The organism is Mesorhizobium calcicola (assembly GCF_042682105.1).
In the GTDB taxonomy this organism is placed as follows: domain Bacteria; phylum Pseudomonadota; class Alphaproteobacteria; order Rhizobiales; family Rhizobiaceae; genus Mesorhizobium; species Mesorhizobium calcicola.
The window spans coordinates 48,540-63,507 of sequence record NZ_JBHUGY010000076.1 but is presented as its reverse complement, the minus strand read 5'-3'; the positions used below and the strand labels follow the sequence as shown (position 1 = coordinate 63,507).

Below are 14,968 nucleotides of genomic sequence, written 5' to 3'. Positions count from 1 at the left end.
TCAGCGGCTTGCCGGCGCGCGGCCGTAGAGCAGCAGCATGGCGACAATGACGATGCCATAGATGATCTGACGCCCCGCCTCCGGCATCTGCATGACCGACAGGATGGATTGCAGCAGCGTGATCAGGATGACGCCGGCGACGGTGCCGAGATAGGAGCCGCGTCCGCCCAGGATCGAGGTGCCGCCAAGCACCACCGCCGCGATCGACGGCAGCAGATAGGCGTCGCCCATCGACTGCGCCGCCTTGGACGCATAGCCGGCCAGAAGCACGCCGCCGAACGCCGAGAGCCCGCCGGAAACGGCAAAGGCGATCATCATCACGCGCCGCGTGTCGATGCCTGAGAGATAGGCCGCGCGCTCACGGTTGCCGATGCCATAGACGGTGCGGCCGAAGCTGGTGCGGGTCAGCACGAACACCATCGCCGTGCCGATCAGCGCCCAGATAATGACCGCGTTGGGCACGCCCGGAATGGCAAAACCTGTCGCCAGGTAGCGCATCGCGCCGGTCGCCGCATCCTGTGGCGAGAAGCCGCCGGTGTAGACCACCATCAGCCCTTGCGCGACGGCGTTGGTGGCCAGCGTGATGATCATCGAGGGGATGCGCAGATAGGCGACGCCGATGCCGTTGACGACGCCGATGAGCATGCCGCAGACGATGCCGAACGGAATAGCCAGCGCCACGCCGACCGGGCCATAAGCGGCTGCCGCACTGGCCATCATGGCGCCCACTGCGACCGCCCATGGCACCGACAGGTCGATCTGGCCAAGCAGGATGACCAGCATCATGCCGGTGGCGATGACGCCGAGGAACGACGCCACCTTGAGCTGCTGCAGAAGATATTCAGGCGACAGGAAGCTTCTGGAATAGAGGCTGCCCAGGAACAGCAACAGCACGATGCAGGCAAAGGCTGTCAGCACCGCCGGATCGGCGCGGCGGATGAATCTGGGCATGCGGCCGGCAATGCCGCCAAGCGTCGTTTCGCTCACAGGAACCACTCCAGCCGGTTGCGGACCCGAAACAGGGCGAAGGCGCCGAGGCTGACGGCGATCAGCAGGATAACGCCCTGGAACAGCGGCTGCCAGAGCGGATCGAAATCGAAGACGAACAAAAGGTCGCCGATGGTGCGGAAGGCGAGCGCGCCGAAGATGGCGCCGATGGCGCTGCCCTTGCCGCCGAACAACGAGACGCCGCCAAGCACCACGGCAGCGATCGAAAACAGCGTGTAGGCGTTGCCGCTGGCATAGGCTGCCTCGCCCGTATAGGTGAAGAAGGTGAGGAACAGCCCGCCGATCGCTGCCAGCAGCCCGGCCAGAGTGTAGACGGCGAACTTGCCGCGCCGGATCGGCACGCCGGACATGTAGGCCGCCGTCTCCGACGATCCGGCAGCGTAGGCGGCTCGACCGAGCACCGAGCGGCTGAACGGCACCCAGACGACGAACACGACGGCCAACAGCACGACCAAGCTTGCCGGCACCACGCCGAACAGTCGTCCGGTCAAAGCGTCGGCGAGGTCCTCGTTGACCGAGCCGCCCGGAAAAGGTCGCAGCAGCAGGGCAATGCCGAAATAGACGGCACCAGTGGCGATGGTGGCTACGATCGGCTGCAGCCGTCCATAGATGACGATCGCCCCATTGATCGCCCCGCACAGCAGCCCCGCCGCCAGCACGGCGATGACGCCAAGCGTCGTCTGCATCGGCGTGCCCACCACCAGCCAGGAGGCGAGGCAATTGGTGAGCAGGAAGATCATGCCGACGGAAAGGTCGATGCCGGCGGTGATCACCACCAGCGTCTGCGCCATGGCGACGAAGGCGAGCAGCACCCCTTTGTTTGCCGCCGTCTGCACCACATTGGCGGTGAAGCCCGCCGGATGGTTCGAGGTGTAGATGACGAACATGACGATGAAGATGCCGAGCGCCAGCAGCGTTCCGCGCTGCTCGGCCAGCCAGTAGCGCCAATCCTTCACGCGTCTGCTCCTTGGCTCACGGGGCTTTCCTCGCCTTGGATGTTGAGCGCGCTGGCAATCAGCGCCCGCTCGGTGATCTCGGCGCCGACCAGCTCGCGCTTGACCGCTCCGTCATAGAGCACCAGCACGCGGTCGCAGCAGCCGATCAGCTCGTCATAGTCGGTCGAATAGAACAGGATCGCCGCACCCGCGTCGGCGAGCTTGCGCATCAGTTGGTAGAGCTCCTGCTTGGTGCCGACGTCGATGCCGCGCGTCGGATCGTTGAGCAGGATGATGCGCGGCTGGCGCATCAGCCATTTGGCGATGACCACCTTCTGCTGATTGCCGCCCGACAGTGCGCCGACCGGAATGTCGAGGCCCGCCGTCTTGATCGCCAACAGGCCGACCATATCGTCGATCAGCCGCTGTTCGGCGGCACGGTCGATGACGCCGGCTCTCGACAGCCGGTCGAGGGCGGCGAAAGACAGATTCTCGTGCACCGTCATCGGCAGCATCAGGCCTTCGGTCTTGCGATCTTCGGGAATGAGCGCCATGCCGATACCGTCTTCGCGCGCGGCAGCGGGGCTGGCGATGGCGACGGGCTTGCCGTCGATGAGGATCTGGCCCGACAGACCGCGCAGCACACCAAAGAAGGCAAGCAGCAATTCGCGCTGGCCCTGACCGTCGAGACCGCCAAGACCGACCACCTCGCCTGCCCCAACCGTCAGCGAGACATTATCCAACCGGTCGGTCCATGAAAGCTGGCGTGCCTCCAACACCGGAACGGCGGCAGCCGAAGCGCGTGTCGGCTTCGGCGGAAAGATATGGCTGTATTCGCGCCCGATCATCAGTTCGACGACTTCATTGTCGCTCTTTGTGCCCGCCGCGTAACTGGCGACATTGCGACCGTTGCGAAACACCGTGCATTGGTCGGCCAGTTCGGCGATCTCGTTCATGCGGTGCGAGATATAGAGCAGTGCCAGCCCTTCCGAGCGCAGCCGCTTCAGCACGCCGAAAATCTTGGCGACATCCGTCGCGGTCAGCGCCGAGGTCGCCTCGTCGAGGATCAGGATGCGCGGCTTGCGTGCCAGCGCCTTGGCGATCTCGACCATCTGGCGGCGCGACAGCGGCAGGTCCTTGACCAGCGCCAGCGGGTGGATGTCTGCGGCGCCCGCGCGCGCCAGCGCGACCTCCGCGATCCGGCGTTGTGCCTTGCGGTCGATCATGCCGAACCGCGTCGGCGGGTCCGAGATGACAATGTTGTCGGCGACGCTGAGCTCGGGAACCAGCGACAGTTCCTGGAAGATGCAGACGATGCCGGCCTGGTTGGCGGCAGCCGGCGACGCGAACGTCACCTCGCGGCCGTCTAGCGTCATGCGGCCTTCGTCGGGCGCGACGACACCCGCCATGACCTTGATCAGCGTCGATTTGCCGGCGCCGTTTTCGCCGAGGATGGCGTGAATGCTGCCGGACGAGACCGAAAGCTCGGCCTTTTCCAGCGCCCGAACACCACCATAGCGCTTGGATATGCCTTCCATCCGGAAGAGCGGAACCGCACCGTCCATCGGCCCTCCCGAGGCACTTTGACGACTAGGGATATCGAGTGGTCGGCGCCGCGGGATATCCCGCGGCGCCGGGGTGCAGCCTACTGGTCAGCCTTGGTCTGGCCCATGATTTCCTGCGCGGTGAAATTGATACCGCAGGTCGGGAAGGAATTGCCGACGAAGAAATTGTCGGACTGATCGGGGAAGAAATCCTGACCTGCCTTGAAGTTCGGATCCTCGACGATCGCAAGCGGCAGCTTGACCGACTGCGGGACGACATTGCCTTCAAGGGCTGAGATCGCCGTCTTGATGGCAACCGCCACCTGGGCCGGGCCGGTACCGGCCGACGAGCACTTCAGCCCGTCCGCTGCATGGGCCGCGCAGAACTTGCGGAAGCCGTTCTCCGTTTCGCCGCCGAACGGTACGAACGGATGCTTGGCGTCGATCATCGCCTGCACGATACCGGTATCGCCGCCCTGGCCGGTGATGCCGACGAACGGACCATTGGTGGCGATCGCGTCAGCCGTGACCTTCTGCGCCGTCGGATCGTCCCACTTGCCGGCAACTTCGGTGACGTCCCATTTCTTACCCGAAGCGTCGAGAGCCTCATGGATGCCATTGTGGCGATCGGTGTCGACCGACGTGCCGGCAACGCCGCGCACTTCAAGAATCTTGCCGCCATCGGGTATATGGCTGATCAGCCATTTGCCCCAAAGTTCGCCGAGGCCCTTCTGATCGACATTGACGTTGATGGCATCCTTGGTGTCGAGAATGTTGTCGAAGGCGACCAGCACGACGCCGGCTACCTTGGCGCGCTTGATGACCGGCGCGAAAGCGGTCGGGTTCTGCGCGTTGACAACAATGGCGTCATAGCCGGAATCGATGAAGTTGTTGATCGCAGAAATCTGCGCCGGCACATCCTCGCCGGTCGACACCACCTTGAATTCCTTCAGCTTGGCGGCGACGTCCTTTTGCGCTGCGTAAGCCTTGGCGGTCTGGATCATCTGGATGCGCCAGGTGTTGGCGATATAGCCATTGGCGAGCGCGATCCGGTATGGGCCATCTTTTTTGGGAAACTTGAAGAACTGCGTATCTGCGGCCCAGGGCGCGAAGCAGTCCGGCTCGGCGGCTGGTCCCTTCCCGATTTCGGGGCCGGCGGCCATTGCGGCCGAGTTGAGCATGACGAATGCAGTGGCGGCAACGATGCCACCAACGAGTGACTTGATCATCGATATTCCTCCCAGTTGCAATTCTATTTGTTGTTGGCTGAAGTACAATTCACGTCTGGCCAGGCACCTCCCGCCTTGCCGGTCGCGCTTTTCAGGTGGCCGTGCCGACCTGGTCCCCTCCCCTTTGTCGCCCCTCAAGCGAAAACCAAAACTATCATATTATACATAATAAACAAGTATCAGCTGTCGCTTATGTATAATAAACAGGCATCGACCTTGGCTATGAATTTTCGCGCAAAGCAATTGGTAGCGCTACCATGACGTTGTGTAAACCGGCATCCGCACAGTCGCTTCTGTGTGTTTCAACGGGCGGTGCTCTCGCGGCGCTTGAGTTCGAAACCGAGATCGACGGTCCGTTGTTCCGGCCTGTTGCCCGCGATTGCCGCCAGCGCCATGGCGACCGCACGCCTGCCGATCTCATAGCGGTGGGTGCGGATGCTGGTGATCGAAGGAAACGCCACCTGCATCATGTCGAGGTCGTTGAAGCCGACGATGCCGATCGTCTTCGGCACCGCGATCGAGGCGCGATGGCACTCGAACAACACGCCGAGCGCGATGTCGTCATTGTTGCAGAACACACCGTCGAGCGTCGGGACCTTGGCCAGCGCGTCGCGCAACATTTCGCGACCGAGCGACACGCTGGACGGCACCGGCGTGGTGGTGACAAGGCGCGGGTCGAACAGGCCGGCGGCCTCCATCGCCGCGCGGTAACCCGCCAAGCGCCGCTGCGAGCGCGGGTCCATGCGCGCGCCGATAAAGCCGATGCGGCGGTAACCCGCCTCGATCAGGTGCTCGGTCGCCGTCCTGCCGCCGTCGAAATGCGAGAAGCCGACCATCATGTCGACAGGGTCGGGCCCGGTTTCCATGACCTGCACCACCGGACAGCCGGCGTTCTCCAACAGTTTTCGTGACACAGGTGTCTGGTCGATGCCGGCGACGATCAGCGCTGCCGGCCGCTGCGAGCCGAACACCTGCAGCAGCCGCTCTTCCTCGAGGCCGGAATAATGGGTGTTGCCGAGCTGGATGCGGAACGGGCTGGCCGACAGGCTGTCATAGATGCCGCGCACCACCTCGGCAAAGACGTTGTTGGTGAGCGATGGCACCAGCACGCCGAACACCTCGGCACGCGCCGAGGCCAATGCCCGCGCATTCGGGTCCGGCACATAGCCGAGTTCGTCGACGGCGGCCTGGATCTGGCGGCGCAATTCCTCCGAGACGCGCTCCGGCTCGCGCAGCGCGCGCGACACGGTGATGGCGCCGACGCCGGCCTTGCGCGCGACATCCGATATGGTCGGGCGCCCGCCGCCCCGGCGCGAGCGCGGCTTGATCAAGGACCCGCTCGCTCGGAAATGCGCCCACCAAAGCGCGGTCGCGATACGATCGTCCTTGCTGTCGTCATCTCACCGGCCCGCTTTGCCGCACCCACTTGTCTTCTGGCGTCGCGCAGCCTGTTGTCGTTGTCAAGCAACGGGAAACAGCCCTGCCCGTTCAGGCCATCGCCGCGGCGCTTTGCCTTGCCTTCCACGAGAACAACCCGACCGCCAGTATGTTCAGCAGATTCCAGGCGATGCCGTTGAGGAACGCCGCGGCGTAGGAGCCGGTCAGGTCGTAGATCCAGCCCGACATCCAGCCGCCGATCGCCATGCCGAAGATCGTCGCCATCATGACGATGCCGATGCGCTGGCCGGCCTCTTTGGCCGGCATGTATTCGCGCACGATGATCGCGTAGCAGGGCACGATGCCGCCTTGCGACAGGCCGAACACCAGCGACACGACATAGAGTGAGGCGAGGCCGTCGAAGGGAATGTAGAACAGCAGCGACAGGCACTGCAGCACCGAGCCGATGAGCAGAGTCTTCACGCCGCCAATGCGGTCGGCGAGAAAGCCGGATGCCAGCCGGCTGACGACGCCCGCCGCCATCATGATCGACAGCATGTCGGCGCCATGCGCCATGCCGTAGCCGAGATCCATGCAATAGGCGACGATATGCACCTGCGGCATCGACATCGCCACGCAGCAGCCGAGGCCGGCGACCACCAGCAGCACCTGCAACGCCGCCGGCGACAGCGAAATCGGCTGCACCCGCCGGCTTCCGGGCGAACCGGCGGCGGCCGCCAGTGGGGCACCGCGCCTTAGCAACAGCACCAGCGGCACCATGGTGACCAGGCAGAAGACGCCGATGGCGGCATAGGTGAAGCGCCAGCCTTCCGCCTTCATCAGCGTTGGCATGATGGTCGGCCATATCGCTCCGGCGAGGTAGTTGCCGGCCGCCGCCGCGGTCACCGCGACACCGCGCCGGCGATTGAACCAATGCGAGATATCGGCAATCAGCGGCCCGAAGATCACCGATGTTCCGACACCGATCAGCACCCCTTGAGCAAGGGTGAATTGCAGGATCGAGGTCGACAGCGCCGCGAGCAGAAGGCCGGCGGCGAGCGCCACCGAGGAGAGCAGCGCCGGGATCCAGTAGCCCATGCGGTCGATGGCGCGGCCGACCAGCACATTGCCGGCGGCGAAACCGACCATGGTCGCGGTGTAGGGCATAGACGCCGCTGCGCGATCAACGCCGAACTCGGCCTGCACGGCGGGCAGCACGACGACGACTGCCCACATGCCGACGGCTCCGATCGTCGCCAGCAGCATCGATATGGCGAGCCGCATCCAGGCGTAGGTACTGTCGATGCCGGGGCTCGGCAGGCTCAAGTCGGTTCGGGTCAAGGCATTTCCTGTCGGCGGTCTCAAATCGGCTACCGTTGCGCTACTATCGGCGCATTCGCAGCGCGCAGCAGCACCACAGCGGGCGAATCCGTGGCTCCAGACCAAGGGCGAATGTTGGAACCGATGCCAATGTGCGGAGTTTCCCGGCAAGCACCTGCAAAGGAGTCCTGCCATGATCGCCAAGAAAAAATGGTCGGCCGAGGTGACCGAGCACAGCGACGCAATGGATCTTGAGGACCACGTCTTTCAATCCAACGAAGCCAGGAAGATCGCCGCCTCGCTTAAGCGATCCGCCGAACACAGCCATCGGCGCAAGGCCGAGCCGTTCCAGTCCGCCATGTCGATGCTGAATTTCTACATCAACCGCGCCGGCAAGAACCTGCCCGCCACGCGCAAAAAGGTGCTTGAGGACGCCAAGGACGAACTGCGCACCGCCTTCGGACGTGACAAGGAGGATTAGCGGCGGCCGGCAGGCGCCTAGCGCGATCGGATGACGCTGTCGGTGTTGGCCAACAACTTGCGCACCGCGTTGCGCGCCGCATCCGGCCGCTGCAGGCGGATGTTTTTCTCGATCGCCTCATGCAGCTTCTGCGCATGATTGAGATCGTCCACGGCCCGGGTGGTGTAGGCGAACAGGTGATCGAAGGCAGATTCGATCAGCACGCCGAGCGGCACCAGAAGATCGTTGCCGGAGGCGCGCAGGATGGCGAGGTGAAAGCGCGTGTCGGCGCGGGTGCGCTCCTGCAGACTGGCCGCTCCACCCATCTCGCGGCAGGCCTGGCTGATCTCGGCCATCTGTTCGTCGGTCCGCCGCATGGCGGCAAAGGCGGTCGCTTCCGGCTCGATGATGTGGCGGAACTCCTGCACGGTCTTGAGGAACACCTCGCGATCCGGTGACGTCGCGTACCAGGCCAGCACATCGCGGTCGAGCAGGTTCCAGCGCTCCTTCGGCTCGACCCAGCTGCCGATCTTGGGACGTGAGGCGAGCAGGCTCTTGGCCATCAGCATCTTGATCGCTTCACGCACAGCAGAGCGGCTGACGCTGAAGGTCTCCGACCATTTCGCTTCATTGGGCAGGATGGTGCCGGGCGGGTAGTCACCGCGCACGATCCTGAGACCAATCTCGCTCGCCAGCGAAGCATGGACGCTCGACCCTGGAATGCGCGCCGCGTCAGGTCGGCGAACGCCGGCCTGGCGCTCGACGGAGGCCGCTTTCGCTGGCGATTTTTCCTTGTTCGGCTTTGCGTCCCGCATAGCTCCAGAAAGTCCGGATTGAAGAGGCTGTCAAGCGCGGCAAGCGGCTTGGGCCGCAAAGCTTGCCGCTGTGCACAGATCAGCCTCGGCTGCTCCGGTGGATCAGGCCTGCTTGACGTATTTGCGCCAGCTATGCTCCGGGCGGAAACCCAGCATGTCCCGCGCCTTGCGGTTGGAGAGCAGCGTCTCGTACTCGCCGAGTTCGGCCTTGACCGGGACGCCTGGATAGAACCGCTTCAGGAGTTCGGCGGTCGGCAGGTCGGATGAGGTGTCGTCATTGGCGGCGTTGAACACCTGATAGCCGAGCCCGTCCTTTTCGATGGCGCGCAGCGTGATCTGGCCGAGGTCGCGCGCGTCGACATAGCTCCAGGCGATGCGCTTGCGGAAACCCGCATCGGCGAACCATTTCGGAAACAGCGAATATTCATGCGGCTCGATGACGTTGCCGATGCGCAAGGCGTAGATGTCGATGCCGCTGCGCAGCGCGAAGGCCCGCGCCGTCTTCTCGTTGACGACCTTGGACAGCGCATAGCTGTCCATCGGATCGACATCGTAGTCTTCGTCGAGCGGGAAATATTGGGGATCACGCGGCTCGTTGGCGAACACCAGCCCGTAGGTCGTCTCGCTGGAGGCGATCACCACCTTGCGGATGCCGAGCTTCACCGCCGCCTCGATGACATTGTAGGTGCCGAGCGCGTTGATGCGGAACACCTCATTGTCGGTGGTGATCATGATGCGCGGAATGGCGGCGAAATGTACCACGGCATCGACCGGCTGCGCGCGCAGCGACGGGTCGAATTCATGCAGGCCCATATAGCTCGACAGCGCGTTGAACACCTGCCCGCTGTCGGTGATGTCGGTGATCAGCGTGCGCACCTTGGGATTGTCGAGCGGCTTGGTATCGATGTTGAGCACCTGGCAGCCCTGCTCCACCAGATACTGCACGACATGGCGTCCGGCCTTGCCGCTGCCGCCGGTGAACATGATCCGCTTCGTCATTTTGCTCTCCACATCCTCTGGGATTCATGTGTATTGTCAGACAATATCGCGATCCGCAACCATCCTCGCCTGCAAAACGGCAGCGCTGACCATCAATCATTGCAACAGGACTTGAAGACATGAACACGACCGCCGCGAGCGAAAAGATCGGCTTTATCGGGCTTGGCCTGATGGGGCACGGGATCGCCAAGAACATCGTCGACAAGGGCTACAGCCTGACCTTTCTCGGCCGCAAGAACCGCAAGCCGGCGGAGGATCTGCTTGGCCGCGGTGCCGCGGAAGCATCGACTTCGCGCGACGTGGCAGCGGCATCGACAATCGTCTTCATCTGCGTCACCGGTTCGCGCGAGGTCGAAGCCGTCATTCGCGGTCCCGGCGGCCTCAAGGAGGGCTTGAAAAAGGGCTCGGTCGTCGTCGACTGCTCGACCTCCGATCCGGTCTCGACCGTGGCGCTGGCGGCAGAACTCAAGGCGCTCGGCATCGACTATGTCGACGCGCCGCTGAGCCGCACGCCGAAGGAGGCCTGGGAAGGCACGCTCGACGCCATGGTCGGCGCGCCTGACGCCGTCTTTGCCCGGCTGAAGCCGGTGCTGGAAACCTGGGCCGGCCGCATCGTTCATATCGGCGACACCGGCGACGGCCACCGCATGAAGCTGCTCAACAACTTCATCTCGCTCGGCTATGCGGCGATCTATTCCGAGGCGCTGGCGCTGGCGCAAAAGGTCGGCATCTCGCCGCCGCGCTTCGACAGCGTCATCCGCAATGGCCGCATGGATTGCGGCTTCTACCAGACCTTCATGCGCTGGACGCTGGAGGGCGACCGCGACGCCCACAAATTCTCCATCGCCAACGCCTTCAAGGACCTGACCTATCTGGAATCGATGGCCGGCGCGGCCGGTATCGCCAACCCACTCGGCAACGCCACCAAGAACTCCTTCGCCGGCGCCTTCGCCACCGGCCCGGCCGAGCAATTCGTGCCGATGCTGGCGACGCATATCGCCAAGGTCAACGGCGTTGACCTGATGCCGACCAGGGATGGCAAGAAACAGACGATTTGAGTGATCCCCAAGCGAAGGCGCTGGTCACCGCCTTGACCGCCCGATCCCGTCATCGGTGTTTTCAAGCAGCTTGTGCACGGCGTTGCGCGCGGCTGCCGGACGCTGAAGGCGGATATTCTTCTCGATCGCCTCATGCAGCTTCTGTGCCTGCCGCTGATCGCCGATCTGCTGCGTCGTGAAGACGAAGAGATGGTCGAGCGCCGATTCGATCAGCACGCCGAGCGGCACCAGCAGGTCGTTGCCGGAGGCGCGCAGGATGGCGAGATGAAAACGCGTGTCGGCACGGATACGTTCCTGCAGGCTCAAAGCATCGCCCATCTCGCGACAGGCCTGGCTGATCTCCGCCATCTGCTCGTCGCTGCGCCGCATTGCGGCAAAGGCCGACGCTTCCGGCTCGATGATGTGACGAAACTCCTGCACGGTGCGCAGGAAAGCCTCGCGGTCGGGCGCCGTCGCGTACCAGGCCAGCACGTCGCGATCGAGCAGGTTCCAGCGCTCTTTCGGCTCGACCCAGCTGCCGATCTTGGGGCGTGAGGCCAGAAGGCTCTTGGCCATCAGCATCTTGATGGCTTCGCGCACCGCCGAACGGCTAACATTGAATATCTCGGCCCACTTGGCCTCGTTGGGCAGGATGGTGCCGGGCGGATAGTCGCCGCGCACGATCCTGAGACCGATCTCGCCGGCGAGCGAGACATGGACGCTCGCGCCCGGAAAGTGCGCGGCGCCAGCCCTGCGCATGACAGCCGGACGGCGGCTGGCTTGTGCCTTGGCCCGGTCGGCTCGCTTCTTTGACTTTCCGTCCGGCATTCACGTTCCAATGCGTCGGCCGTTGTCGTCCGGACTGGTCCGAACCTGCACGGCGCGCCGATCTCGTTGCCGAAAATTCCAGAGCATGGGCGCGTCAAAGCCGAAGCCCGTTGCCCCAACCACAGCGTCCCGTTCAGGAAATGACGGGGCGCCCGCTACCGAGCGCCCCGAAAATCGCGACCTACTTCTGGATGCAGGTGTCGACCGTATCCTTGGTGCATTCGTCGAGACCGGTGAACACCGGATCGGTGACAGGCTTGCCTGAGATTAAGTCGATCATCACCGACGGCGCCTTGTAGCCCATTTCGAACGGCCGCTGACCGACCAGAGCCGTCACGAGGCCATCCTTGGCGATCGCCACTTCGTCGCCGATCGTGTCGGCGGCTCCGATGACGAAGTCGTTGCTGGCTATCCGGTCCTTGAGCGGTCCGAACAGATCGCGATAGGGCTGCGGGGCGCCAAACAGCGGCCAGCCGCCCATGATGCCGAACGCATCCAGCTTGGGGTTAGCGGCGAGGATGTCGGTCATCGCCTGCACGCCCTTGGCGCCGTCGTCATTGGTGAACACCGGGCAGCCGGCGACTTCGGTCCAGCCACCTTCGCCGGCGAGCGCCGCGAGGCCTTCCTTGCCCGACAGCGCGTCACGCATGCCTTGGGCGCGGCGCAGGATGTTGTCGGCCGCAGGATTGCCCTCGATGGTGCAGATCGTGCCGCCATTCGGCTTGCCCTTCTTGATGTACTCACCGATCTTGTGACCCATCAGGTAGTTGTCGGTGCCGAGATAGGTCTTGCGCAGCGCCGCATCTTCCTTGCTGAGATCCGCGTCGAGGGTCATGATCGGGATCGTCGGATTCGCGGTCTTGATCGTCTGCGCGATCAACGGCGCATTGGACGGCGAAATCGCCATCGCCACTGTGTCGGCCTTGCTCAGCATGTCCTGGACGATCTGCGCTTCGCCAGCTTCGTCCGAGGTCGAAGCCGGACCGGTGTAGAAGCACTCATATTCCGAGCTGGCGTTTTCCTTGTTCCATTTCTCGCAACCCTGGTGGATGGCTTCGAAGAACGGATTGTCGAGACCTTTCACGACAATGACGAGCTGTTTCTTGGCCAAAGCCGGCCCGGCGCCAAGCGCCATCATAGCGACGGCGGCGAGCAAAAGTGATTTCCTCATGTCAGTCCTCCCTTGAAACAGACGGACACGGCGTGCCCGCCACACAGATCGACCGGACGCGTGATGACCGAGGTTCGTTTCGCGAGCACTCGTGTCGCCAAGACAGATCGATAGTATTTCCAGATACGGCTTTAGACCGGCCCAACACACGGGTGCCGCCGGAACCTCGACCGATAAACCTCCGCTGATTCCACCCCGGCGAACCGCCAGCAGGGATCCGCATAATCTCCTCCGACGCCTAGCTAATATCGGCTCGCCACCAACGTCAATGCTATTTGTCCTACAAAACGGATTTTTAAAATAATACAGCCTTAATTCGTCCGACAATTGGTTGACGCGCGCCGGCTTTTGCGTAAAAGAACGCTAACGCTGTCCCGGGAGGAGCCGGGGAGAGCGAGACCAAAGCAGCGTCGGCATTCACGCCGGGAACAGCAGCAGGTCGCAAAGCACGGGGAGGCAAGAAGGCTGGTGGCGGTTCTCGAACTCACCAACATATCCAAGCATTTCGGCGCCATCCAGGCGGTCAACGACGTGTCGTTGTCGATCGAGCCCGGCCAGGTGGTCGGCCTGATGGGCGACAACGGCGCCGGCAAGTCGACACTGGTCAAGATGATCGCCGGCAACTTCCCTCCGAGCCATGGCAGCATGCGGATGGACGGCAAGGATTTGATTCTGCACAAGCCGGTCGAGGCGCGCCAGCATGGCATCGAGATCGTCCACCAGGATCTTGCCCTCTGCAACAATTTGACGGCGGCGGCGAATGTCTATCTCGGCCGTGAATTGCGCCGCGGCGTCGGCCCCTTCCGCATTCTCGATTACGCCTCTATGTACAAGCGCGCCGGCCAGATCTTCGCCGAGCTCAAATCCGAGACGCGCCCGCGCGACCTCGTCAAGCAGATGTCGGGTGGCCAGCGCCAGGCGGTGGCAATCGCTCGCACCATGCTGTCGCAAGCCAAGATCGTGCTGATGGACGAGCCGACGGCGGCGATCTCGGTGCGGCAGGTCGCCGAGGTGCTGAACCTGATCCGCCATTTGCGCGACCAGGGCATTGCCGTCGTGCTGATCAGTCACCGCATGCCCGACGTCTTCACCGTCGCCGACCGCGTTATCGTCATGCGGCGTGGCCGCAAGGTCGCCGACAAGACGATCGCGTCCAGTTCGCCCGAGGAAGTCACCGGGCTGATCACTGGTGCTATCGAACAGGTTTGATTTCAGCGCGTTTCACCGGCAGATAAAGGTCGATAATGGCAGTCACCCTTGACCAGACGATCGCACAGAAACAGCACACCTTGCTGTCGAAGCTGTTTGCCAGCCAGACCTTCTGGGTGGTGATCGCGGTCATTCTCGCCTGCCTGTTCCTGTCGTTTGCCACCGACGCGTTCGCCACGCAGAAGAACCTCTACAACATCACCCGCAACATCACCTTCGTCGCCATCATCGCGCTCGGCATGACCTTCGTCATCATCACCGGCGGCATCGACCTGTCGGTCGGTTCGGTGCTGTGCCTGTCGTCGATGGTGCTGGCCGTCACCATGCATGCCGGCTACTCGATCGAGATCGGCATCCTGGCCTCTATCGCCACTGCGCTTGCCATCGGCGCCTTCAACGGCATTCTGATCGCCTATCTCGGCTTTCCACCGTTCGTGGTGACGCTCGGCATGTTGTCGATCGCCCGCAGCCTGGCCATGGTCGCTTCCAACAACACCGTGGTCTTCCAGTTCGGACCGGACCACGACAAGCTGCTGGCGCTGGGCGGCGGCGCCTGGGTGTTCGGCATCGCCAATCCAGTGCTTTACATGATCCTTTTGGCGCTGATCACCGGCTTCATCCTGCGCTGGACCAAGTTCGGCCGGCACATCTTCGCCATCGGCGGCAATGAGCATGCGGCGACGCTGACCGGTGTTCCGGTGCGCCAGATCAAGGTCGCCGTCTACATGACTTCGGCGCTGTCGGCCGGCATTGCCGGTATCATCCAGACCGGATGGCTGGGCGCCGTCACCACCAATCTCGGCACCGGCATGGAGCTTCAGGTCATCGCCGCCACCGTCATCGGCGGCGCCAACCTTGCCGGCGGCGTCGGCACCGCTTTCGGCGCCATCGTCGGCGCGGCGCTCATCGAGGTGATCCGCAACAGTCTCGGCCTGCTCGGCATCAATGCCTTCTGGCAGGGCGTGTTCATCGGCGGCGCCATCCTGCTGGCGGTCCTGTTCGACCGCATCCGCAATTTCCGCCGCAACGATTAAGC

At 63.5% G+C, this 14,968-nt stretch carries 14 protein-coding genes; 4 read left to right on the top strand and 10 right to left on the bottom strand.

What is annotated here, in order from left to right; all coding sequences use genetic code 11:
* The 6 genes from ACFSQT_RS37120 to ACFSQT_RS37095 form a co-directional block, all read right to left on the bottom strand.
* Positions 1-987: an ABC transporter permease gene (locus tag ACFSQT_RS37120; RefSeq protein WP_379026986.1), complete on the bottom strand. Its 987-nt coding sequence runs from the start codon at positions 985-987 to the stop codon at positions 1-3.
* Complete coding sequence (locus tag ACFSQT_RS37115; RefSeq protein ID WP_379026985.1) at positions 984-1,964, bottom strand: ABC transporter permease; 981 nt, start codon at positions 1,962-1,964, stop codon at positions 984-986. Before ACFSQT_RS37115 ends, ACFSQT_RS37120 begins: the two co-directional genes overlap by 4 nt.
* Positions 1,961-3,508, bottom strand: coding sequence for a sugar ABC transporter ATP-binding protein (locus tag ACFSQT_RS37110; RefSeq protein ID WP_379026984.1), 1,548 nt, complete (start codon positions 3,506-3,508; stop codon positions 1,961-1,963). Before ACFSQT_RS37110 ends, ACFSQT_RS37115 begins: the two co-directional genes overlap by 4 nt.
* An 80-nt stretch (positions 3,509-3,588) precedes the next feature.
* Positions 3,589-4,716, bottom strand: coding sequence for a sugar ABC transporter substrate-binding protein (locus ACFSQT_RS37105; RefSeq protein WP_379026983.1), 1,128 nt, complete (start codon positions 4,714-4,716; stop codon positions 3,589-3,591).
* 302 nt (positions 4,717-5,018) lie between these two features.
* Complete coding sequence (gene gntR, locus ACFSQT_RS37100) at positions 5,019-6,047, bottom strand: HTH-type transcriptional regulator GntR (protein ID WP_379026982.1); 1,029 nt, start codon at positions 6,045-6,047, stop codon at positions 5,019-5,021.
* A gap of 157 nt (positions 6,048-6,204) precedes the next feature.
* Positions 6,205-7,434 (bottom strand): MFS transporter, encoded by a 1,230-nt coding sequence (locus tag ACFSQT_RS37095; protein ID WP_379026981.1) that lies wholly within the window; start codon positions 7,432-7,434, stop codon positions 6,205-6,207.
* Between the two features lie 172 nt (positions 7,435-7,606).
* On the opposite strand from ACFSQT_RS37095, the gene ACFSQT_RS37090 reads away from it, so the two are divergent.
* Complete coding sequence (locus ACFSQT_RS37090; protein WP_379026980.1) at positions 7,607-7,894, top strand: DUF3175 domain-containing protein; 288 nt, start codon at positions 7,607-7,609, stop codon at positions 7,892-7,894.
* 17 nt (positions 7,895-7,911) lie between these two features.
* On the opposite strand, the gene ACFSQT_RS37085 is transcribed toward ACFSQT_RS37090, so the two are convergent.
* The gene (locus ACFSQT_RS37085; RefSeq protein ID WP_379026979.1) at positions 7,912-8,688 is read right to left on the bottom strand and encodes a FadR/GntR family transcriptional regulator; all 777 of its coding nucleotides are present in this window, start codon (positions 8,686-8,688) and stop codon (positions 7,912-7,914) included.
* Between the two features lie 102 nt (positions 8,689-8,790).
* Positions 8,791-9,687 (bottom strand): NAD-dependent epimerase/dehydratase family protein, encoded by an 897-nt coding sequence (locus tag ACFSQT_RS37080; RefSeq protein WP_379026978.1) that lies wholly within the window; start codon positions 9,685-9,687, stop codon positions 8,791-8,793.
* Positions 9,688-9,806: 119 nt separating this feature from the next.
* Here ACFSQT_RS37080 and ACFSQT_RS37075 point away from each other — a divergent pair, with 119 nt between their 5' ends.
* The gene (locus tag ACFSQT_RS37075; RefSeq protein WP_379026977.1) at positions 9,807-10,745 is read left to right on the top strand and encodes an NAD(P)-dependent oxidoreductase; all 939 of its coding nucleotides are present in this window, start codon (positions 9,807-9,809) and stop codon (positions 10,743-10,745) included.
* 24 nt (positions 10,746-10,769) lie between these two features.
* On the opposite strand, the gene ACFSQT_RS37070 is transcribed toward ACFSQT_RS37075, so the two are convergent.
* Both ACFSQT_RS37070 and ACFSQT_RS37065 read right to left on the bottom strand, forming a co-directional pair.
* Complete coding sequence (locus ACFSQT_RS37070) at positions 10,770-11,552, bottom strand: FadR/GntR family transcriptional regulator (protein WP_379026976.1); 783 nt, start codon at positions 11,550-11,552, stop codon at positions 10,770-10,772.
* A 181-nt stretch (positions 11,553-11,733) separates the two neighbouring features.
* On the bottom strand, positions 11,734-12,723 hold the full coding sequence (locus tag ACFSQT_RS37065) for a sugar-binding protein (RefSeq protein WP_379026975.1): 990 nt from the start codon (positions 12,721-12,723) through the stop codon (positions 11,734-11,736).
* Between the two features lie 468 nt (positions 12,724-13,191).
* Between ACFSQT_RS37065 and ACFSQT_RS37060 the strand changes: the two genes are divergently transcribed.
* A complete protein-coding gene (locus ACFSQT_RS37060; RefSeq protein WP_379026974.1) occupies positions 13,192-13,932 on the top strand; it encodes an ATP-binding cassette domain-containing protein in 741 nt (246 codons plus the stop codon).
* Between the two features lie 35 nt (positions 13,933-13,967).
* Positions 13,968-14,966: an ABC transporter permease gene (locus tag ACFSQT_RS37055; protein ID WP_379026973.1), complete on the top strand. Its 999-nt coding sequence runs from the start codon at positions 13,968-13,970 to the stop codon at positions 14,964-14,966.
* Positions 14,967-14,968 lie beyond the last annotated feature (2 nt).

Excerpts from the sequence above, each read along its gene's own strand:
- ACFSQT_RS37055 (WP_379026973.1), top strand. The coding sequence starts at position 13,968 with ATGGCAGTCACCCTTGACCAGACGATCGCACAGAAACAGCACACCTTG.
- ACFSQT_RS37090 (WP_379026980.1), top strand. The coding sequence starts at position 7,607 with ATGATCGCCAAGAAAAAATGGTCGGCCGAGGTGACCGAGCACAGCGAC.
- ACFSQT_RS37075 (WP_379026977.1), top strand. The coding sequence starts at position 9,807 with ATGAACACGACCGCCGCGAGCGAAAAGATCGGCTTTATCGGGCTTGGC.
- ACFSQT_RS37105 (WP_379026983.1), bottom strand. The coding sequence starts at position 4,716 with ATGATCAAGTCACTCGTTGGTGGCATCGTTGCCGCCACTGCATTCGTC.
- ACFSQT_RS37080 (WP_379026978.1), bottom strand. The coding sequence starts at position 9,687 with ATGACGAAGCGGATCATGTTCACCGGCGGCAGCGGCAAGGCCGGACGC.
- ACFSQT_RS37065 (WP_379026975.1), bottom strand. The coding sequence starts at position 12,723 with ATGAGGAAATCACTTTTGCTCGCCGCCGTCGCTATGATGGCGCTTGGC.
- ACFSQT_RS37110 (WP_379026984.1), bottom strand. The coding sequence starts at position 3,508 with ATGGACGGTGCGGTTCCGCTCTTCCGGATGGAAGGCATATCCAAGCGC.
- ACFSQT_RS37070 (WP_379026976.1), bottom strand. The coding sequence starts at position 11,552 with ATGCCGGACGGAAAGTCAAAGAAGCGAGCCGACCGGGCCAAGGCACAA.
- ACFSQT_RS37085 (WP_379026979.1), bottom strand. The coding sequence starts at position 8,688 with ATGCGGGACGCAAAGCCGAACAAGGAAAAATCGCCAGCGAAAGCGGCC.